Below are 18632 nucleotides of genomic sequence, written 5' to 3' on the forward strand. Positions count from 1 at the left end.
TCGCTGGTGTGGGTTCAGGCGACGGTCGGGCCGATGTCCTGCACCGTTGCGCGGCGCATCGAGCGGCGGTACTTCTCGTCGAAGCCGGCGCCGCGGTGCATGGTGCAGCGGTTGTCCCAAAGAACCAGGTCGTTGGCGCGCCAGCGGTGCCGGTAGACGAATTGCGGCTGGGTGGCGAAAGCCATGAGCTCGTCTATCAGTTCGCGGCTGGCGTCGTCGTCCATCCCTTCTATGCCGCTGATATGCGATGCGATGTACAGGGAGCGGCGTCCGGTGGCGACGTGCTGGCGCACCAATACCTGTCGCACCGGCGGTTGGAGTTCGCGCCACGCGGGTGGCACCGATCCCACGTCGAAGTCGGTCAGGCCGCGAGAGTGGAAGTAGTCGTGCACCGCAATCAGCGGGGACAGGCGTTGTTGTCGCGCTTCGTCCAGGGCATCCCATGCCGCCCGCATGTCGGCGAATTCGGTGGCGCCGCCGACGGGCGGAATTTCCTGGGCGGACAGCAAGGACACGCTGGCGGGTGTGCGCTTGAAGGAGCTGTCGGTATGCCAGAGCTGGTTGCTGAGGTTGATCAGGCGGCGGACGTCGCCCTGATCGAGAATGCCGCCGCGTTCATCGAGGTTGGATATGTCGGAGAGTTCGGCATGGTTCAGCCTGCGGGGACGATGGGCGTTGTAAACCGACGCGCCTACCGACGTTTCCAGGGGGCCGAAATGGCGCGCGATGGCCATCTGCCCGGCTTCGTCTAGCGGCTGGTCTGGCACCACGAGCACTGCAAATTGATCCAGGGCATCGCGCAACGCCTCGATGTCGTCTGCCGGCAAGGCAGTCCGTAAGTCGATGTTGGCCACTTCGGCGACAAAGCCGGCGTGGACGGGGGTGATTTCCATCATTCGATTCCTCCGATGGCATGCCATCTACGCAAATGCACCGACTGGCGTGCTATTATTTTTCGACTATCGAAAAATATTTCTTATATCGAAATAATCATGCCCAATAATCCGAGCGAACGAACCTGGGGTTTACCCAAGGGCAGCGATCAGTTCGTCGAGGCCTTCGCGCGCGGCCTGGCCGTCATCAGAGCGTTCGGGCCTGGCCATCAGGCGCTGACGCTGAGCGAAGTGGCGGAACGCGCGAACCTGACGCCGGCGGGCGCCAGGCGGCTGCTGTACACGCTGGTGACGCTCGGCTATGCGCGCAACGACGAGCGCAAGTTCAGCCTGGCGCCGGCTGTGCTTGAGTTGGGCTATGCCTACCTGTCGTCGCTGTCCTGGCGCGATATCGCGCGGTATGCGGTCGAGGAGTTCATGCGCGAGACGGGCGAAATCTGCACGGTGTCGGTGATGGACGGCGCAGACGTGGTCTATGTGGCACGCGCGGAAATGCCGAGCCCGCTTTCACGGCGTCTGGGCGTGGGCGAACGCCTGCCCACGCATGCCACGTCGAGCGGACATGTGCTGTTGGCGGGCGTAAGCGTCGAGGAGCGCGAAGCCTTCATTGCCAAGGCCCCATTCGCGCGGCATACGCAATACACCTTGGTCGAGGCCGCGCCTTTGCGTCAGGCAGTTGATGACGCGGCAAGGACGGGATACGCATTGGCCAGCGAACACCTGGAACTGGGCATTTGCGGGTTGGCGGTGCCGATCAAGGACGAGAGGGGGCGGGTGGTGGCTGCCTTGACGACCAGCCTGAACCTGGCAAGGCACGAGCGCGACGAGATTGTCGGCAAGTTCCTGCCGCAACTGCGCGACACCGCGGATCAGATCAGCAAGGCATTGGCGTGAATCATCATGCTTTGGATAGCCACTCGACTTGCGCGCTTCATGAAATAACGCTATTATTCAAGGCTTGCTTTTAAACGCAAATGCGCCCGTAGCTCAGCTGGATAGAGTACCTGGCTACGAACCAGGGGGTCGTAGGTTCGAATCCTGCCGGGCGCGCCAAGTTTGATTCCGCATTGGTTTTAATCAACCGGTGTTGAGTTGAACAACGAGACTGAATGTCCCGTCTGAATTGCAAAAGCAGCAAGAGTAGTAAAAACGGCAAGATTTTTCTGATATAATTTTGCCTCTTTGCCGGAGCGCCCGTAGCTCAGCTGGATAGAGTACCTGGCTACGAACCAGGGGGTCGTAGGTTCGAATCCTGCCGGGCGCGCCAAGTTCACTTGGCCAATACAGCAAAGAAAATGGAAAGGCCTTTGATCTTCGATCGAAGGCCTTTTTGTTTTGCGCCGCCATCTAGAAGCGGATCGTCAGGCCCGCCATGGGTCCTTGCAGCACCGCGTCGAACTTGAAGCCGCCGCTGCTGTAGTCCACGCCCAGTGCGCGATAGCCTATCGCCGCCGAGACATTCTTGCTGAAGTTGTAGCCGAGGCCCAGGCCCACATCCCAATCCGCCTCGGCGCCGCCCGCGCCGATCAGGCCCCAGCCGGTGATGTAGTACTTCGAACTCAGCATGTAGTTTCCGCGCACGCCCACCAGGCCGTCGACCCACGTGGCGCCGTCGCTGCGCGTTCTGCCATCCAGGTGCGCGCCCTTGAGCGTGATGTCGGTGTCGACCGACCAGACGCGCAGGCCTGCGACAACGTCGAGTTGATGCGGTGAGTTTTCCAGCAAGGAATAACCGACCCCGAGCAGTCCCGCGAACGTGGAGGCTTTCACGTCCGCGCTGGAGGCCAGGATGCCGCGCGGCGTATCTCCCTGCGTGCCGATCTTGGTGTAGATCAGGTCGCCGAACACGCTGTAGCGTCCTTTGCGCGCATCGCCGATGAGCATGGCGCCGAAGTCGAGGTTGTCGAACAATTTGTCGAAGCCCGCGTGGATATCGATGACGGGCGACCGTGATTGGGATGTCTTGCCGGACAGGCCGGCAGCCCAGAAGTAGGGCGTGACCGAGAATTGCCATTCGTTCGAAGGCAGGGTCCCCGCTGCGGGAGCAGGCTCCGCTTCGGCGCCCAGCGCGGTCCCGGCTTGCAGCAGTCCGCAGACCAGGCAGCCCGTGATTTTCTTTTTCATTGCAAACCCTCCCCAAACTGCAGGCGTGACGAAGCGCATCCATCACGCCTGCGGTGAGCGCAAAGCCGGCCAGGGGCCGGTGCGACGCAACCCAGGTGTCAGGTGACCCGCCTTACCGGAGGGATGGTCCAGGAGCCGTCGATGATGGACGGGTTGCTTTCGTTGGGCCAGTAAAGACGCATCATCAGGATGAATGGGCCCTTGGGCGCAGGCAGCCAGTTCGACTCCATGTCGGCGCCGGGCGATTCATGCTGTATGAGCAGGTCGATCGAGCCGTCGGGCTTGGCCTTCAGGGGCTGGCGCGCGCTGATCGAGTAGCGGTTCAGCGGGTTGTCGACGAAGAAGTAGCGCGCGTCATACATCGTCAGCGACCAGAAGCCGGAGACTGGCGGCGTAAGCCCTTTCTTGAAGGTCAGCACGTACTTCTCCGAGCCGTTGTAGGTGCGTCTGACGGCGCCGGTGTCTGACTTCAGGGAAGTGGGATAAATGGCGTCCTGCGGGCGGTTGGCGCCCAGGCCGATCGCGGTGATCAGGGCGCGCTGGACGTAGTTGGTGCCGTAGATGCCCGTCTTGGTCGTGTAGCCCCAGCCATCGACGTCCTGGATGTCGCCGCCGCTGGACTTGAAGTGCGTCATGATGCGTCCGAAGCCCACCTGCGGGACCCGCTTCGCGATGTCGGGGTCGAGCTGGCTCTTGTCGAAGTCCTGCCCCGGCACGATGCCTATCGCGGCCATCTTCGCGACGATGGCTGCGTCGGCGGCGTTGGGCGGATTGCGCTTGAGCAACTGCGCGAACAAGGTGAAGTACTCGACCGCGTCCATGTTGTTGACCTGCTCGCGTACCGCGGTCTTCATGTCTATGGCGGGGTCGACCTTGCCCGCGGGCGGGGTCCAGTCCTTGCCCCAAGCGCTCAAGGGACAGAGCTTCACTTCGTCCTGCAGCTTGTGCACTTGCGCATAGTCTTCCGGCGTGCCGGTGCAGTAGATGCGGCCCAGCAGCCAGACGATGCTGGTGGGGGATTTGTACTGGACCATGCCTTGCGGAATCGAGCCCTCCCATCCGGGGCCGCTGACCATGAAGGTTTGCGCTCCCGTGCCGGTGGTGCGCTTGCCGGGCACGTCGAACACCGTCGTCCAGCCGTCCAGCATCGGAAACAGGGCATAGCGTCCGTTCATGTCGGGCAGGCTGACGACCCAGGGCTCGTCGCCGACATCAAAGAAAGAAGTGGTGTAGAGCGTGTCGGCGTTAGGCGCGGTCACGTCGCGGAACTTGGCGTCGGGGTACTGGCGCAGCTTGATGAGATTCCCCATTGGCGCCCGCGTGCCCTTGGGTTCCGCGACGTTGGTGATGACTCTTCTGGTCATCTCCATGGTCACCAGGGGGTAGGCGTAGATGTAGACATCGGTTGCCAAGCCGAACTGCTCGTCGCCTTCGGGCAGATCGGCGATCAGACCATCGGCGGCCCGGGCGACTGCGCCCAGGGCGCTGGTGGCGAGCAGAGCAAGGCCACCTGCGTTCAATGTGCGGCGTGTTAGCTTCATGGGATCACTCCAACGGACTCATGGGTTGAAAAGCACGAAGTGCCGCGGCACAGGCCAGGCCGTGCCGCGTGATGCCTTGCTCTAGCGTGGTCGGACGTACTTGCCGATTTCCCGGGCCGCGCCGGCGGTCCATTCATCGATCAGGGGTTGCAGCTTGGACAGGCGAACGCCGCCCGCGCCTTGGGTGGCGTTGGCGACTTTCTCGCCCGTGCCGCCCCGCACTGACGCATATAGCAATTCGTCCGACATGCTGTCCGTGACCCGGGACTCGATGGCGACGCTGGCGTTGCGCGCCATGCCTCCTTCCAGGGCGGCGCGGGCTTCGGTCATTACCAACGCGACGGGGATGTATTGATAGGCCCGCAGCGCCTGCTCCGAGGTTCCCACCGCGGTGATGGCGATGCGTATATGGGCGACGCCAGGCCCGGCGCGATCGACCAGCCTCACCTGTTCGCCGACCTTGCGCCGCAGCGTTTCGTCGACCGCTACGCGTATCTCTGTGAGGGTTTCCATGGAAACGTCCGCGGTTGGCCGAGGTTCCGGGTAATACTCGATGGGATCGAGCCAGACTGCCGTATAGCGCGATGGGTTGAAGTCGGGATTCAGGTAGACCAGGCGGGTCCCGCCATCGGGGGCGGGGGCCTGGTGCAGCATCGAGTAATCCGGCAGAAAACCGGACTCTGTCGTTTTGGGAGCGGTGGAACAGCCTGTGGCCAGGATCGCGGCAGCGAGGCTCAGAACAAGCGCGCCCGAGGAATTCTTGATGTCCATGCAAGTTCCTTCTGACAGACAGGGGGCAGGAGAGCCCCGACTGCAGGCGTCGGCGAGAGGTCCCGTGCAAGAGCTGCTTTCCGCTCGTGGGCGCATTTTTTGACCTATATGCACAGGAAACCAATTATTTTTCCAAGCGTGAAATTTCGCAACGCGGACGAGTGAACCGGGTTTTCTGAACTATTCCCTTTGTGCGCGTTTTGTGGAAGGAATCGCGTGGCCGAGGTGGGGCACGCGGCCCGGGATCGCGATTCGGGCGCAGCGCGGGTGCGGGCTTCGGGCGGCCTGATTTGCGCACCCTTTATTTTTCATGGTATAAACACGCCTCTTTCGGAGCGCCCGTAGCTCAGCTGGATAGAGTACCTGGCTACGAACCAGGGGGTCGTAGGTTCGAATCCTGCCGGGCGCGCCAAGCTTCTTGCTTGGATGAAATCGAAAGAAAACGGAAAGGCCTTTGATCTTCGATCGAAGGCCTTTTTGTCTTGCGGCGCGGATTGCGCCGGTGCGTCGCGCTTCAGTGCGTCGGGGCTGGCTCCGCGGCTCGGACCTGGTCCCGGGTCTTGTCATCTTCGTCGTCGAATCCCCAGTCTCCGACCGTGTACCAATCGTCTCCCAGCGTCTCTGCGGGGTGCATGGTGCGGCCGGAGCCGTTGCCGCAGGCCATCGAGTCGGTGGCGCAATAGCGGTCGCAGCCCCAGCATATGCGTTCGGGGTGCTTCGGGTGCAAGGGAAACTTCTTGGCCATGCTGGATGCCTGCTGACGGAGGACGCCGCGACGGCAGCGCCATTCTTTTCAGATATGTGTCCAGCGTACTGCCGGGCGCGCGCGGAATTCCTTGATCTGGCGCAAGCGCCACGCCCGCGGCCCGACGCGCGCAGTGTCGCGCGTCGGGCCGCGGCTTTGAGGAATGCGGGAGGAGAGAGCGCCGCCCGGCCAGGCGCGGCGGCCCCGTGCGCCTAGTGGCGTCGTCGGTCCACCGCCGTCAAGGAGGTGCCGCTCTTGAGCAGCTGGTAGGTCTGTCCGCCCAGCCACGCGACTTTTTCGCCTGTGCTGGTGCGGCATACGCAATGCGTCTTCGGATCGAAGCGCGAGGTACCCAGCGCGGAATACGCGTCGGGGTCCGAGACGAAGCGTTCAATGCGGTAGAGCGTGCCGTCCGGCGCGGTGGCGAGGACGTCGGTCAATCGTCTTGCGGTGCCGAGCATATGCGATACCTCCATGCGCGGGCCATTGGATATACGGCGCCAAAGTCGTTCGGGCATTTCAGTATGCCAGGGCGGGAAGCTTGATGTTCCCGCGTCAGGCTAGTGAAGGTGCCCTCCAAACAATGAATCGTCGAGCTGGTCGGGAGTGACGCCCAGGGCTTCGGATACGCGGTCCAGGATAACCTGCCTGGGCCGCGGGCGCGGCCGTTCCAGTTCGATATAGATGGAGTGGTCCACTCCTAGCCGTGCAGCCATATCAGCGGTGCTGATATTGAGATGCTCGCGCCAGGCGCGTATCAGGCTCCAGTCGTTGCCGGTTTTTAGATTGACGACAGCTAATGGTAAATGACTCTGCCCCTGCGCGGGTGTTCTGCGCGGGGCGGATTTTCTGCGGGGGTCGTGCAGGCTGCTCTTGGCGGCAGCGCTCTTGCGGGAATCGGCCCGAGGCGTGGTGGTGGCGGCTTCGGCGGTGAAAATGGCGCCGCCATTCAATTGGCGATATTGGTTGTCGCCGATCCAGTGCAGGGCTTCGCCGTTGTCGAGCATGCACTCGCAGTCCAGGTGATAGTTGCTGGGCATGCTCTCGAGTTGGGCGATGGTTTCCGCGGTCGTGGCGTGGCGCACCACACGGTGCAAGACACCGTCCGGCGAGCGCACAAAGACGTCGGGAAGTCTCCAGGAAAACGGAATGATAATCTCCACGGCCAAACCTATCCCGCCAATGTATCCCGGGGTGCGGGTGGTGGGATTTGGGGTTTCCCCTCGCCTGACTTGAGTCGATGATTGTGCGCCACATCAGCCCCCGACATCTTCACGAATCTTCACTGCGCGCAGGGCTGTAATCGGTGGGGCCGAAGCCCGCGTCCGCAAGCAACCTGGGCATGATCGCTGCGGCCGCGCCGCGCACGTTGTGGTGTGCGTGCGCGTCCAGCGGCGTGGCGGCCGGATTGATCTGCGCCACGGTTGCGCCGTGGCGCAGTGCGCGTTGCGGCAGTTCTGCCGCGGGGTAGACCAGCGCCGATGTGCCTATGCTCAGCAGCAGGTCGCATTGCTCGACGGCCCGCATGGCTTTGTCCCACTCATCATGCGGCAGGCTTTCTCCGAACCACACGACGCCGGGCCGTACCGGCGCACCGCAATGCGTGCACGCTGGCGGATCGATGCGCCTTCCTTGCCCGGGTTCGTCGGGGAACGCCTGCGCAAAGGCATGAGCGGCGCCGCAGGCCGAGCAGCGCGGCGCGTGCAGGCTGCCGTGCAGGTGCGCGACATGGAGGCTGCCGGCGCGTTCATGCAGATCGTCGACGTTCTGCGTGACCACGAGCAGCTCGGGCACGTGCCGCGCCAGTTCCGCGATGGCGCGATGCGCGGCGTTCGGCGCGGCGCGCAGGGCCTGCGCGCGGCGCCATTCGTACCAGCCCCAAACGAGGTCGGGGTGGGAGCGGAACGCTTCGGGCGTGGCGAGAGCCTGTGCGTCGAAGCGCGACCACAGGCCTGTCAGCGCATCTCGGAAGGTGGCGATGCCGCTTTCGGCGGAGACGCCGGCGCCCGTGAAGACGACGACGCGCCGCGCCTGGCGCAGCGTCTGCGCCAGCGTGGGGGGAATATCGTGATGCGTGTTTTTCATTTTCAATCTTGAAGCCAGTCCGATACGCTGTACGCGCGGGCCTGGGCCTGTCAAGAAAAGCCAGGCGCGATTACCCGGGCGGAAGCAGGGGCAAGGATGCGTGTCCATCCTGAATCGTGGATACTGTTTTTTCAATCTGGGATTTCCAGAGTTCACGGAGAGACGCAATGCCCGAATCTCAAGGCGGCCTGGACAGGCTGCGCCGCTTCATCGCCGCCGCGACCCGGCTGGCCACGCCCACGGGCCTGGCGCAGACGCCGGAGCTGCAGGCCGCATTCACAGACCTGGTGCGCCATGACGATTGGCTGCCCGAGGCCTGTACCGCGCCCCATCCTCAGTACTACCAGCAATATCTGCTGCACTGCGATCCGCTGGAGCGCTTTTCGCTGGTGAGTTTCGTGTGGGGGCCGGGCCAGTTCACGCCGGTGCATGATCACGAGGTCTGGGGTTATGTGGGCATGCTGCGCGGGGCGGAGGTCAACCAGCGCTATGTTCGCGGCGAGGACGGCAGCGTTACGCCGGCGGGCGCCCCGACCACCTTGCAGCCGGGCGACGTGGAGCGCCTGTCGCCGGCCGAAGGCGACATCCACCGCGTGTCCAACGCCCACGCCGACCGCGTATCGATCAGCGTGCATCTCTACGGCGGCAACATCGGCGCCGTGTCGCGCCACGTATATGACCCGGCGACGGGGCAGGCCAAGCCTTTCGTGTCCGGCTATTCATCGCCCAGCCTGCCCAACCTGTGGGACCGCTCGGAAGCCGTGCGCGCGGCCATTGCCGGGGGCGCACGCTAGGGTCTGTTCGCGCGCGGCGTCCCATGCTATTTTCTTGTCCTAAATATTAGGAAAATAAACAATGGACAAGACGCTGCTCAAAGGTCTGATGGTGCTGGAGGCGGTGACCGACGTGGATAATCCGCCGCGCACCATCGACGCGCTCGCCGCCCGCGTCGGGCTGACCCGCAGCAACACGCACCGCACCTTGCAGACGCTGATCCATGCGGGCTACGTGACCAAGGACGATGACGGCGGCGGCTATCGCGGCGCGGTACGGCTGTTCGAGCTGGCGGCGCGTCAGCTGGCCCAGCTGGACGTGCGCAAGCTGGCCGCGCCCTACATGCGCACGCTGGCCGACCAGACCGGCGAAACCGTGCACCTGTCGGTGCTCGACGGCTTCGACGTGGTCTACGTGGACAAGATCGACAGCCCCCAGCCCATACGCGCCTATTCCATGGTGGGCGGACGCGCGCCGGCCTATGCCGTCGCCACCGGCAAGGCCTTGCTCGCCTACCAGGCGGAAGGCTATGTCGAGCGCTATGCCGACAAGCTCGTGCGCCACACGTCCTCGACCATCGTGTCCATGCCGCTTTTGAAGGACGAACTGCGCAAGATCGCCCGCACCGGCTACGCGGTCAACCGGGGCGAATGGCGCGAAGGCGTGGGCGGGCTGGCCGTGACCTTGTTCAACAGCCTGGACCAGCCTGTGGCCGCGATAGGCATCTCCGGCCCGCTGGACCGCCTGAGCGCCGCTAGGATGAAGCAGCTGGCGCCGGACGTGGCTGCCTGTGCCCAGTCCATCTCGCAAGGGATGGGCTATCGCCGGGGCTATCTGGATCAGTAGCGGACCGCGCCAGCGCCGCGCCGATGCGCTGCGCCTGGCCGCGAGCCAGCCGCGCATTCACGTCCATGGACGTGGTCCAGAAATACGTGCCGCCCGCCAAGCTGCCCAGCACCGAGATATCCGGCTCGATCCCGCCTGCGGCGTTCTTGAGGCATCCCGTGGCATAGTCCAGCGCCAGGCCGCCATGGGGATCGGGCTGCGCGTGGCCCTCGCGCAATAGCGCGGACACCAGCGGATCTTGCGTGCTTGCGGTGTCCACCGAGAAGCTGGTGGCATTGATCAGATAGCGGCTGGCGTGGGTGGACACGGCGCCCGCCGCGTCGCGCAAGCGCGTGTGGAACAGGCCGCTGGCGCTGTCGTGGCGGCTGTCCAGATAACCGCCGCTGACCTGCAACTGGCCGTTCTGGAGCAGGGCTTGCAGCTTCAGCGCGTTGCGCATCGGAAAGGTGGCGCGCCGCGCCATCCATAGCGAACGCCATTGCGACTGGAAGCGGCCGCGTTCGGCGTCCGGCATGAGATGCCAGATCAGGTCCACGGCGGCATTGGTTGCGGCCGCCACCGCCTGCCAGGGGCGCGCGGCTTGTTCGGACCGCCGTATCTCGTCGTCCAGCGCGGCGCGGGCCTCGCCGTCCAGCCCGAACACGTCTGCGGCTGCCAGACTGCCGTCCAGCGCCTGCACTTCTTCCCGCAGCGCCGCGGCAATGACCTCGAGCGAGAGGGCCCCGCCGTGCGTGGCGGCCAGGCGCGCAACGCCCTCCGGACTCAAGCGGCGCAGTGCGTCCGGAGCGCGATTGTGCGGACTGCGCACCGACGGCAGCCGGCCATTGCGCGACGCGCACAGGATGGGGCCGCGATGCGCCGCTTGCCGCAAGGCTGCGATGGCGTCCACGGCGCTCAGGCTGGTGCCGATGATGCAGACCGGGGCGTCGGCGGCGATACCGCGCGTCAGCGCCTGGACCGGGTAAGGGCTGTTGAAGTAGCCGGGCGCATCGCGCAATTCCGGAAAGGCCTGCGAGGGCAGGTTGCCGTTGCACAGCACGGCGTAACGCGCCAGGCAGGGCTGACCCGATTCCGGTTCGACCCGCGCGCCGCAGCCAGGCAGCGGCGCCACGCGTCGGACACGGCTGCGCACGTGTGTGAGCGTGACGCCCTGTGCGCGCGCGAGCTCGCAAGCTCGCGCATAGACTGCGCGCATGTAGGCGCCGAACAATGGCCGCGGCAGGAAGTCCGCCGGCGCTATCGAGTCCGCGCCTTGCGCGCGCAGCCAGGCGGGATCCTGGGCGCGCAGCCAGTCCACGAAATCCATCCTGTGGTCGGCCCGCGCCGACATGTTGCCGGCGGGGATATTGAGCAGGTTGCTGGGCAGATCTTCCTGGTAGGCCTCGCCCGCGCCCGGCTCGGCCTGCGGCTCGAACAGCGCGATCGTCAGCGCCCGGCCGCCGCCCGGTTCCAGGGACAGCAGGAATTGATACAGGAAGCTGACGGCCACCGAGCCGCCGCCGACGATGGCCAGGTCCGCCGCGGGCGGTGTCGTGCCGGGCGCCGTCATTTGGCCGCCGACAAACGCACGACGTCGGCCCAGCGGGCGACTTCCTGTTTGAGCACGCGGCTGGTGTCGGCAGGAGTGGTGGCCACGGCGTCGGCGCCCAGCTTCTGCGCGGCTTGCTGCACGGAAGCCATGGCAGCCGCCTTCTGCATGCCGGCCGAGAGCTTGTCCACCACGGCGGGCGGCGTGCCCGCGGGAGCCAGCAGCGCGTAGGTGGTCGCGACCGAGTAGTCCTTTACGCCCTGCTCGGCGAGCGTGGGGAGGTCCGGCAGCGCCGTGGCGCGCGTGGCGGTGGTGACGCCGAGCAGACGGATCTTGCCGGTTGCGACCTGCGGCAGCAGCGCCGGCAGCGTTTCGATCACCATGTCGATCTGGCCACCCAGCAGATCGGTGATGGCGGGCCCGCTGCCACGGTACGGCACATGCATGAGCCGCGTGCCGGTCACGACCTGGAAGAGTTCGCCCGCCATGTGTTGGGACGTGCCGGGGCCGGCCGAGCCGAAGGTGATGGTGCCGGGCTTGCTCTTGGCCAGGGCGATCAGCTCCTGCACGTTCTTCGCGGGAATCTTGCTGCTGTTCACCGCCACGGCCATGGGCATGCTGGTCGCCATGGACACGCCGACGAAGGCGGTGCCGAAGTCGTAGCCGGGCTTGTCCGGCATGGCCGCGTGGATCGCGTGGCTGCCCACGGCGCCCATCAGCAGGGTGTAGCCGTCGGCGGCCGACTTGGCCACATACTCCGCGCCGATTTCGCCGCCCGCACCCGCCTTGTTTTCCACCACCACGCTCTGCCCCAGGTAGTCGCCCAGGTGCTGCGCGTAGATGCGCGCGGCCGCGTCCGTCGCGCCGCCGGGCGGGAAGGGGACCACCATGCGCACGGGTTTCGCCGGCCAGTTGTCGGCCGCGGCCGCGCCGCCTGCCAAAGCCAGCACCATGCCTGTCAGGGCAATGCGCCACATTTTCTTCATGGAAGTCTCCTTGGTGTTGGTGCGGGCCGTCATATGCCGCGTCGCGGCCCTTTATAAAAATCCTACAATATAGGATTCGAGTTTCAATAAATGGTTTACTTAGAATTCCACACGGTGCTATGCTGGTCAACAATTAAGCACGCTACTTAGGGAATGCACTAGGATTCGCGCTAAAAATCGCAAACACACGCTAGAGATGGGCTGGATGATGCCAGTCTTGAAGGCCAACTCTTATAATGTTTTCTTTGTCCCAAATATTGAATTTTCATAACGAGAGGTCAGACATGACACCCAGTTCGGCGCTGGCCGGCATCACGGTGCTGGAGATTTGCAATGTTGCGGCGGGGCCTTTTTGCGGCATGCTGTTGGCGGACATGGGCGCCGACGTAATCAAGATCGAGAACCCCGAAGGCGGCGATACGCTGCGCAGCTGGCCGCCCATTTCCGACGGCTACAGCGAGAACTTCGCGTCCCTCAACCGCAACAAGCGTTCGGTGACGTTGAACCTGAAGGACCCCGGCGACCTGGCTCTGGCGCGCGAACTCGCGCTGTCCGCCGACGTGCTGATCGAGAACAACCGGCCGGGCGTGATGGACCGCCTGGGCCTGGGCTATGCGCAGCTGCGCGAGGCCAATCCCAGACTGGTCTATTGCTCGATCTCGGCCTACGGCCAGTCGGGGCCCCGTTCGCAGGAAGGCGGCTTCGACCTGACCATCCAGGCCATGAGCGGCATCATGAGCGTGACCGGCGAAGCGGGCGGCGAACCCGTGAAGTGCGGCGTGCCGGTGGCGGACTTTTCGGCCGGCCTGTACGGCGCCTTCGCCATTGCGTCGGCCTTGCGCGCGGCCCAGGCCAGCGGGCAGGGTACGCATATCGACGTACCCATGCTGGGCGCCACCCTGGGCATCGCGGCTCTGCAGACTTCGGAGTTCTTCGGCAGCGGCAAGGATCCCGTCAAGCTGGGATCGGCCCATCCGCGCAATGCGCCCTACCAGGCGTTCCGCTGCAAGGGCGGCTACTTCGGCATGGCGGCGGGCAACCAGGCCTTGTGGAAGGGCGTATGCGCAACGGTAGGCCGCGAGGATCTGTTGGCCGACCCGCGCTTCACCGACACCAGCGCCCGCGCCCGCAACCAGACAGCGCTGCGCGAGATCCTGGAAGCGATCTTCGAAGCCGAGGACGCGCAGACCTGGCTGGCGCGTTTCCGTGCGGCCGGCGTGCCGTGCGCGCCCATCAACACCTATTCAGAGGTGCTGGCCGACCCGCAGGTTGAGCACATGGGCTGGGTGCAGCCCGTGGACCTGCCCAACGGCGTGCGCACGCGCACGTTCGGCCTGCCGGTGCGCTTCGACGGCCAGACCACGGCCTTGCGCCGCCGTCCGCCCGCCCTGGGCGAACACAACGATGAAGTACTGGGCGCGCTGCGCGCCGCCAGGAAGGGGACGGCGGCATGAGCGAGGTCCTGCGCATCGACAAACAGGGCGCGGCGCACGTGTTGACGCTGGCGCGGCCCGACAAGATGAATGCGCTGTCGGCGCCGCTGGTGGAGGCGCTGATTGCCGCATTGGATGCGGCCGAGGCTGGCGGCGCCCAGCTCATCGTCTTGAAGGGCGAGGGCAGGAACTTCAGCGCGGGCTTCGACTTCGGCGGCTGGCAGGAGCAGAGCGAAGGCGATCTGCTGCTGCGCTTCGTGCGCATCGAGATGCTGCTGCAGCGGCTGGCGGCCTCGCCGTGCCTCACGCTGGGGCTGGCGCATGGCCGTAACTTCGGCGCGGGCGTGGACTTGTTCGGCGCTTGCAAGTGGCGGGTCAGCGCGTCCGACGCCACGTTCCGCATGCCTGGGCTGAAGTTTGGCCTGGTGTTGGGGACGCGCCGTTACGCAGCCTTGGTCGGCGCCGAGCGGGCGCGCGCGGTGCTGGAGCAGGCGGCCACATTCAGCGCAGAAGAAGCCTTGCGCGACGGCTTCGCGAGCCGCCTTGCCGACGTGCAGGACTGGCCGGCCGTCGAGCGCGAGGCGCTGGACGCCGCATCTGCTCTCAGCTGCGCGAGCCGCGTCCAGCTGTATGCGGCGCTGTCCTCGGAGGCGCCGGATATCGATCTTGCCCGCCTGGTGCGTTCTGCCGCACTGCCGGGCCTGAAGGACCGGGTAGCGGCCTATCTGCAGGCGCGTTGATCGAAGAAGAACACGCAGGGAAGGAGACATCATGGCATCGGGTTTCAATCAGAAGAACAAGCAGTGCTCGCTGGCGGAGCTGGCGGCGCTGGTGCCCAACGGCGCGTCGATCGCATTGGGCGGCAGCTTCCTGCACCGCGGACCGTTCGCCTTCGTGCGCGAACTGATCCGGCAGGGCCGGCGCGACCTGGAACTGGTCAAGCAGTCGCCGGGCTACGACGTGGACATCCTGTGCCGCGCGGGCGTGCTGCGCCGCGTGCGCGCGGGCATCGTCGCCATGGAAGGGAACTTCGGCCTGGCGCCCTGGTACCGCAAGGCGGTCGAGCGGCGCGAGATCGAGCTGGAAGAACACGCCTGCGCCAGCCTCACGGCCGGCCTGCGGGCGGCGGCGTTTGGCGTGCCGTTCCAGCCTTGCGGCGGCCTGCATGGTAGCGGCCTGCCGGAGCTGAACGGCTGGAAGTGCCTGGACGATCCGTATGGCAGCGGGCAGAAGACCTGGGTGGTGCCGGCGATCCGGCCGGACTTCGCCGTGATTCATGCTTCGGAGGTGGACGCGCTGGGCAATGTGCGCGTGCACGGCACGGCGCATTGGGACCGCATCATGTCGCGCGCCGCGGGCAGCGTGCTGGTGGTGGCCGAGAAGGTGGTCGACAGCGCGGTGTTCGAGGCCAATCCGGAATCCACGCTGGTGCCGTTCTTCATGGTGCAGGCCTATGCCGTCGCGCCGCAGGGCGCATGGCCGGGATCCTGCTGGCCGGACTACGCCATCGATTATCCGGCGGTGGAAGCGTACATGGACAAACACAGCGATCTGCAGGCGCACCTGGCTGCGGCGCCCGAAGCGCGGGAGGTGCAGCATGGCTGAGCAATGGTCGGGCTTTTCGTACATCGTCACCAATCTGGCGCGCTTCATCCGGCCGGACGAGATCACTTTCAGCGGCGTGAATTCCACCCTGCCGATGCTGGCCTGCCTGCTGGCCAAGCGCGCCTACGATTGGGACTTCGTCTACATCAACGTCGCCGGCGGCGTGAACCCGCTGCCCTCGCATGTGCCGATCTCCAGTTCCGATCCGGTGCTGGCCGAGCACACCGCGTCGATCTTCTCCAACGAAGACTTCTACGATCTGTGCACGCGCGGCCGCATGGACCTGACCTTCCTGGGCGCGGCGCAGATCGACGGCGAAGGCTGCGCCAACAATTCCTGCATCGGCGACTGGCACGAACCCAAGGTGCGCTTGCCGGGCGGCGGGGGCGGCGCGGTGATGCTGCCCACCGCCAGGCGCGCCTGCACCTGGCGCACCGAGCACTCGCGGCGCACCTTCGTGCCCAAGCTGGACTTCATGACGTCCTGGGGCGGATTCCATGGCGTGGTCACGCCGATCGCCGTGTTCGTCAAGCGCGACGGGCGGCTGGCTTTGCAGTCATGGCACCCGGAATCCAGCCTGTCTGAAGTGCGCGAGCGCACGGGTTTCGAATTCGACGCCAGCGGCGCCGAGCCGTCCGCGCTGCCGACGGCGGCCGAGATGCGCGCCTTGCGCGAGCTGGATCCCGATGGGCAGTTTGAACGCGACGCCGCCGTCGCGCTGCGCTAGGAGCTTGCCATGACGCTTGCCGACGCCACCTTGGTGGCTGCCTTCGCGCGCCTGTGGGCCCTGCCGCAATGGGCCGAACGGCCGGCTATCCTGACCGCGGACGGCATGCTGACGTATGCCGGCCTGCGCCAGGAGGTCGGGCGCATCGCGGGCGGCCTGCGCGCCGCCGGAGTGCGGCGCGGCAGTCATGTGGCCATCGCGATGGAGCGGTCGCAGGCCCAGGTGCTGGCGATCCTGGGCGTGATGGCGGCGGGCGCCTGCCCATGTCCGTTGGAGCCGCGCCTGTCGGATGCCGAGACTGCCAGGCGCGTGGCGGCGGTGGGGCTGGGCTGGATACTGCACGATGCGGCGAACGCGGCGACGGCCCGTGCCAGCGGCTTGGCGCCGCAACGCCTGCTGGACGCCGCTGCCGTGGCCCAAGGCCCGCTGGACTGGACGGGCAGCGGCGAGGCCGCGCCCGGCGACGCGGGCCTGCTGCTGTTCACCTCCGGCAGCACCGGCAATCCCAAGGGCGTGCTGTTGAGCCACCGCGGGCTGGCGAACAACGCGCGCGGGGTGCTGGCGCACACCGGCTTGACGCCGGCAGACCGGCTCTTGCACGTGATGCCGCTGCATCACACCAATGCGCTCAACAACCAGATTTTCGCGCCGCTGCTGGCGGGGGCCTGCGTGGCGCTGGCGGGGCGCTTCCGGGCCGAAGACATGCCGGGCTTGCTGCGTGAGTTCCGGCCCAGCCTGATCACGGGCGTGCCGACCATGTACGCGCGCATGCTGGAACTGGAGTTCGATCCGGCCAGCCTGGCTGCGTTGCGCTTTGCGCGCTGCGGCTCGGCGCCGATCACCGAAGCGCTGCACCGGCGCATCGAAGCCTTCCTGGGCTGCCCGCTGGTGGTGTCCTATGGCCTGTCGGAAGCCACTTGCACCTCGACCATGAACCCGCCTGCCGCGCGCCGCGTGGGGTCTGTGGGTACCGTGCTGGCCGGCCAGAGCGTGACCTTGCGCCTGCCGGACGGCAGCGAGGCCGCGCCGGGCGGCGAAGGCGAGATCTGCATCGCGGGCGACAGCCTGATGCTGGGCTATGTGGGCGTGGACAGCGCCGACACCGGCGCGCCGCAGCTGTTGCGCACTGGGGACCTGGGGCGTTTCGACGAGCAGGGCTATCTGAGCATCACCGGCCGCATCAAGGACGTGATCATCCGCGGCGGCGAGAACATCTCGCCAGCGCTGATCGAGGGGGTGGTGACGGGCCTGCCGGGCGTGGCCGCCTGCTGCGTGGTGGGCGCGCCCGACGAGGACCTGGGCGAAGTGCCGGTGATCTTCGTGCAGCGCGCGGGCGCGGCCGCGCCGGATGCGTCCGCCATACAGGCGGAGGTGCTGGCGCGCCTGGGCCGCATCTACGTGCCGCGCGAGGTGTTGTGGATCGAGCGCCTGCCCGAGAACGCGGTGGGCAAGGTCGACCGCAAGGCGCTGGCGCGGCAGCTTGCGCCCGCCAGCCTGCGTTCATGAACCGGCGGGACGCCCCGGAATCCCGGGCGTCCCGTTGGGCTATTCGACCTTGCCGATCCGGTTGACCGCGACCTCCAGCGAGGCCGAGTCCTTCTTCCAGTACTCGTCGAAGGCCGGCGCGTCCAGGTATTGCACCGGACTGCCGGTGCCGGCGATGCGGGCCTGGACCTCGGGGTTGGTGGCGACGTCCTTGACTGCCTGGCGCAGCTTCTCCACGACGGCCGGCGGCGTGCCGGCCAGGGCGAATACGCCCGACCACTGCACGAAGCTGATGTCATAGCCTTGCGATTTGAAGGACGGCACGTCCGGCAGGCTGTCGAGCTTGCCGTCGCCCCAATGCGCCAGCGCCTTGACGCGCCCCGCCTGGATCAGCTGCATGACGCTGGACGGCCCGGTGGCAAGGGCATCGACCTGGCCGCCCACCAGCGCCTGCACCGCGGGGCCGGCGCCGGTGAAGGGCACGTGCATCATCTTGATGCCAGCGGCGTTCTGCAGCATTTCCATCGGCACGTGCATGGTGCCGTAGATGCCGGAAGAGCCGTAGCTGAACTTGCCGGACTGCTTCTTCGCCGCGTCGACGAATTCCTGCAGCGTCTTGTACGGCGCGTCGGCGCGCACCACCAGCACGGTCGGATCGGCGGTGATGCGCGCGATCGGCACGAACTGGTCCAGCTGATAGGCCGGCTTGCGTTCCAGCAGGCGGTCGGCTGCGGGCAGGATGGAAATCGACGACAGGCTCATCAGCAGCGTATAGCCGTCGGGCTTGGCGCGGCCGGCCTGGCCGATGCCGATGGCGCCGCCCGCGCCGCCCTTGTTTTCGATGACGACGGCCTGGCCCAGCTTGTCGCCCATGGCCTGGGCCAGCGGCCGCGCGATCGTGTCGGCGACGCCGCCAGGCGGGAAGGGCACCACCATGGTCACGGGGCGTTCAGGGTAGCCGGCGGCCAGCGCATTCGCGGCTCCCAGCCATAGCAAGGCAGCCGCGGCCGCCCGGTAGCAACGCAGATTCATGTCTCACTCCTTGTGCTTCTTATTGCCGAGCCGCCCCGTGTTCATTCCGGGGCTTGT

Annotated in this window: 19 protein-coding genes and 3 tRNA genes; 11 read left to right on the forward strand and 11 right to left on the reverse strand. The window is 66.2% G+C overall.

The window, feature by feature from the left end:
* Positions 1-14 precede the first annotated feature (14 nt).
* Positions 15-896, reverse strand: a complete 882-nt coding sequence (locus tag N5C88_RS25050; protein ID WP_280016447.1) for a TauD/TfdA family dioxygenase — start codon at positions 894-896, stop codon at positions 15-17.
* Between the two features lie 96 nt (positions 897-992).
* On the opposite strand from N5C88_RS25050, the gene N5C88_RS25055 reads away from it, so the two are divergent.
* The 3 genes from N5C88_RS25055 (at position 993) to N5C88_RS25065 (ending at position 2160) form a co-directional block, all read left to right on the forward strand.
* Positions 993-1787, forward strand: coding sequence for an IclR family transcriptional regulator C-terminal domain-containing protein (locus N5C88_RS25055; RefSeq protein WP_059372072.1), 795 nt, complete (start codon positions 993-995; stop codon positions 1785-1787).
* Positions 1788-1869: 82 nt separating this feature from the next.
* Positions 1870-1946, forward strand: a tRNA-Arg gene (locus N5C88_RS25060).
* A 137-nt stretch (positions 1947-2083) separates the two neighbouring features.
* Positions 2084-2160 (forward strand) — tRNA-Arg (locus N5C88_RS25065).
* An 80-nt stretch (positions 2161-2240) separates the two neighbouring features.
* On the opposite strand, the gene N5C88_RS25070 is transcribed toward N5C88_RS25065, so the two are convergent.
* The 3 genes from N5C88_RS25070 to N5C88_RS25080 all read right to left on the reverse strand — a co-directional run bounded on the left by N5C88_RS25070 (position 2241) and on the right by N5C88_RS25080 (position 5329).
* Complete coding sequence (locus N5C88_RS25070) at positions 2241-3017, reverse strand: hypothetical protein (protein WP_059372074.1); 777 nt, start codon at positions 3015-3017, stop codon at positions 2241-2243.
* 98 nt (positions 3018-3115) lie between these two features.
* Positions 3116-4558, reverse strand: coding sequence for a DUF1254 domain-containing protein (locus N5C88_RS25075; protein ID WP_118933683.1), 1443 nt, complete (start codon positions 4556-4558; stop codon positions 3116-3118).
* Positions 4559-4639: 81 nt separating this feature from the next.
* Positions 4640-5329: a DUF3313 domain-containing protein gene (locus N5C88_RS25080; RefSeq protein ID WP_118933684.1), complete on the reverse strand. Its 690-nt coding sequence runs from the start codon at positions 5327-5329 to the stop codon at positions 4640-4642.
* A gap of 335 nt (positions 5330-5664) precedes the next feature.
* On the opposite strand from N5C88_RS25080, the gene N5C88_RS25085 reads away from it, so the two are divergent.
* Positions 5665-5741, forward strand: a tRNA-Arg gene (locus tag N5C88_RS25085).
* Between the two features lie 102 nt (positions 5742-5843).
* Here N5C88_RS25085 and N5C88_RS25090 read toward each other — a convergent pair.
* The 4 genes from N5C88_RS25090 to N5C88_RS25105 all read right to left on the reverse strand — a co-directional run bounded on the left by N5C88_RS25090 (position 5844) and on the right by N5C88_RS25105 (position 8159).
* A complete protein-coding gene (locus N5C88_RS25090; RefSeq protein WP_251881982.1) occupies positions 5844-6074 on the reverse strand; it encodes a DUF3079 domain-containing protein in 231 nt (76 codons plus the stop codon).
* 212 nt (positions 6075-6286) lie between these two features.
* Entirely contained in the window at positions 6287-6514 is a 228-nt protein-coding gene (locus N5C88_RS25095; protein WP_054453154.1) for a hypothetical protein, read from the reverse strand.
* A gap of 120 nt (positions 6515-6634) precedes the next feature.
* Positions 6635-7237, reverse strand: a complete 603-nt coding sequence (locus N5C88_RS25100; RefSeq protein ID WP_118933702.1) for a helix-turn-helix transcriptional regulator — start codon at positions 7235-7237, stop codon at positions 6635-6637.
* A gap of 109 nt (positions 7238-7346) precedes the next feature.
* Positions 7347-8159, reverse strand: a complete 813-nt coding sequence (locus tag N5C88_RS25105) for an NAD-dependent deacylase (protein WP_280016448.1) — start codon at positions 8157-8159, stop codon at positions 7347-7349.
* Between the two features lie 167 nt (positions 8160-8326).
* On the opposite strand from N5C88_RS25105, the gene N5C88_RS25110 reads away from it, so the two are divergent.
* Positions 8327-8953, forward strand: a complete 627-nt coding sequence (locus N5C88_RS25110) for a cysteine dioxygenase (protein ID WP_118933687.1) — start codon at positions 8327-8329, stop codon at positions 8951-8953.
* Positions 8954-9014: 61 nt separating this feature from the next.
* Entirely contained in the window at positions 9015-9779 is a 765-nt protein-coding gene (locus N5C88_RS25115; protein WP_118933688.1) for an IclR family transcriptional regulator, read from the forward strand.
* On the opposite strand, the gene N5C88_RS25120 is transcribed toward N5C88_RS25115, so the two are convergent.
* Complete coding sequence (locus N5C88_RS25120) at positions 9688-11328, reverse strand: FAD/NAD(P)-binding protein (RefSeq protein ID WP_280016449.1); 1641 nt, start codon at positions 11326-11328, stop codon at positions 9688-9690. The two genes, N5C88_RS25115 and N5C88_RS25120, sit on opposite strands and share 92 nt — an antisense overlap.
* Positions 11325-12293: a tripartite tricarboxylate transporter substrate binding protein gene (locus N5C88_RS25125; RefSeq protein WP_280016450.1), complete on the reverse strand. Its 969-nt coding sequence runs from the start codon at positions 12291-12293 to the stop codon at positions 11325-11327. Before N5C88_RS25125 ends, N5C88_RS25120 begins: the two co-directional genes overlap by 4 nt.
* A gap of 284 nt (positions 12294-12577) precedes the next feature.
* Between N5C88_RS25125 and N5C88_RS25130 the strand changes: the two genes are divergently transcribed.
* The 5 genes from N5C88_RS25130 to N5C88_RS25150 are packed head-to-tail and all read left to right on the forward strand — an operon-like array spanning position 12578 to position 17564.
* Positions 12578-13747: a CoA transferase gene (locus N5C88_RS25130; RefSeq protein WP_059372117.1), complete on the forward strand. Its 1170-nt coding sequence runs from the start codon at positions 12578-12580 to the stop codon at positions 13745-13747.
* Positions 13744-14466, forward strand: a complete 723-nt coding sequence (locus tag N5C88_RS25135; protein WP_280016451.1) for an enoyl-CoA hydratase/isomerase family protein — start codon at positions 13744-13746, stop codon at positions 14464-14466. The genes N5C88_RS25130 and N5C88_RS25135 overlap by 4 nt, the downstream gene beginning before the upstream one ends.
* Positions 14467-14497: 31 nt before the next feature.
* Complete coding sequence (locus N5C88_RS25140) at positions 14498-15331, forward strand: CoA transferase (protein WP_059372125.1); 834 nt, start codon at positions 14498-14500, stop codon at positions 15329-15331.
* Entirely contained in the window at positions 15324-16058 is a 735-nt protein-coding gene (locus N5C88_RS25145) for a CoA-transferase (protein WP_059372127.1), read from the forward strand. The genes N5C88_RS25140 and N5C88_RS25145 overlap by 8 nt, the downstream gene beginning before the upstream one ends.
* A gap of 9 nt (positions 16059-16067) precedes the next feature.
* Positions 16068-17564, forward strand: coding sequence for a class I adenylate-forming enzyme family protein (locus tag N5C88_RS25150; protein ID WP_280016452.1), 1497 nt, complete (start codon positions 16068-16070; stop codon positions 17562-17564).
* Between the two features lie 39 nt (positions 17565-17603).
* On the opposite strand, the gene N5C88_RS25155 is transcribed toward N5C88_RS25150, so the two are convergent.
* The gene (locus tag N5C88_RS25155) at positions 17604-18575 is read right to left on the reverse strand and encodes a tripartite tricarboxylate transporter substrate binding protein (RefSeq protein WP_059372131.1); all 972 of its coding nucleotides are present in this window, start codon (positions 18573-18575) and stop codon (positions 17604-17606) included.
* Positions 18576-18632 lie beyond the last annotated feature (57 nt).

It is taken from the genome of Achromobacter sp. GD03932 (assembly GCF_029839485.1).
In the GTDB taxonomy this organism is placed as follows: domain Bacteria; phylum Pseudomonadota; class Gammaproteobacteria; order Burkholderiales; family Burkholderiaceae_B; genus Achromobacter; species Achromobacter bronchisepticus_A.

Bases quoted from the DNA above. Each gene is read 5' to 3' on its own strand.
- N5C88_RS25135 (WP_280016451.1), top strand. From the start codon at position 13,744: ATGAGCGAGGTCCTGCGCATCGACAAACAGGGCGCGGCGCACGTGTTG.
- N5C88_RS25090 (WP_251881982.1), bottom strand. From the start codon at position 6,074: ATGGCCAAGAAGTTTCCCTTGCACCCGAAGCACCCCGAACGCATATGC.
- N5C88_RS25105 (WP_280016448.1), bottom strand. From the start codon at position 8,159: ATGAAAAACACGCATCACGATATTCCCCCCACGCTGGCGCAGACGCTG.
- N5C88_RS25050 (WP_280016447.1), bottom strand. From the start codon at position 896: ATGATGGAAATCACCCCCGTCCACGCCGGCTTTGTCGCCGAAGTGGCC.
- N5C88_RS25075 (WP_118933683.1), bottom strand. From the start codon at position 4,558: ATGAAGCTAACACGCCGCACATTGAACGCAGGTGGCCTTGCTCTGCTC.
- N5C88_RS25115 (WP_118933688.1), top strand. From the start codon at position 9,015: ATGGACAAGACGCTGCTCAAAGGTCTGATGGTGCTGGAGGCGGTGACC.
- N5C88_RS25120 (WP_280016449.1), bottom strand. From the start codon at position 11,328: ATGACGGCGCCCGGCACGACACCGCCCGCGGCGGACCTGGCCATCGTC.
- N5C88_RS25150 (WP_280016452.1), top strand. From the start codon at position 16,068: ATGACGCTTGCCGACGCCACCTTGGTGGCTGCCTTCGCGCGCCTGTGG.
- N5C88_RS25140 (WP_059372125.1), top strand. From the start codon at position 14,498: ATGGCATCGGGTTTCAATCAGAAGAACAAGCAGTGCTCGCTGGCGGAG.
- N5C88_RS25055 (WP_059372072.1), top strand. From the start codon at position 993: ATGCCCAATAATCCGAGCGAACGAACCTGGGGTTTACCCAAGGGCAGC.
- N5C88_RS25155 (WP_059372131.1), bottom strand. From the start codon at position 18,575: ATGAATCTGCGTTGCTACCGGGCGGCCGCGGCTGCCTTGCTATGGCTG.
- N5C88_RS25080 (WP_118933684.1), bottom strand. From the start codon at position 5,329: ATGGACATCAAGAATTCCTCGGGCGCGCTTGTTCTGAGCCTCGCTGCC.
- N5C88_RS25110 (WP_118933687.1), top strand. From the start codon at position 8,327: ATGCCCGAATCTCAAGGCGGCCTGGACAGGCTGCGCCGCTTCATCGCC.
- N5C88_RS25070 (WP_059372074.1), bottom strand. From the start codon at position 3,017: ATGAAAAAGAAAATCACGGGCTGCCTGGTCTGCGGACTGCTGCAAGCC.
- N5C88_RS25130 (WP_059372117.1), top strand. From the start codon at position 12,578: ATGACACCCAGTTCGGCGCTGGCCGGCATCACGGTGCTGGAGATTTGC.
- N5C88_RS25125 (WP_280016450.1), bottom strand. From the start codon at position 12,293: ATGAAGAAAATGTGGCGCATTGCCCTGACAGGCATGGTGCTGGCTTTG.
- N5C88_RS25145 (WP_059372127.1), top strand. From the start codon at position 15,324: ATGGCTGAGCAATGGTCGGGCTTTTCGTACATCGTCACCAATCTGGCG.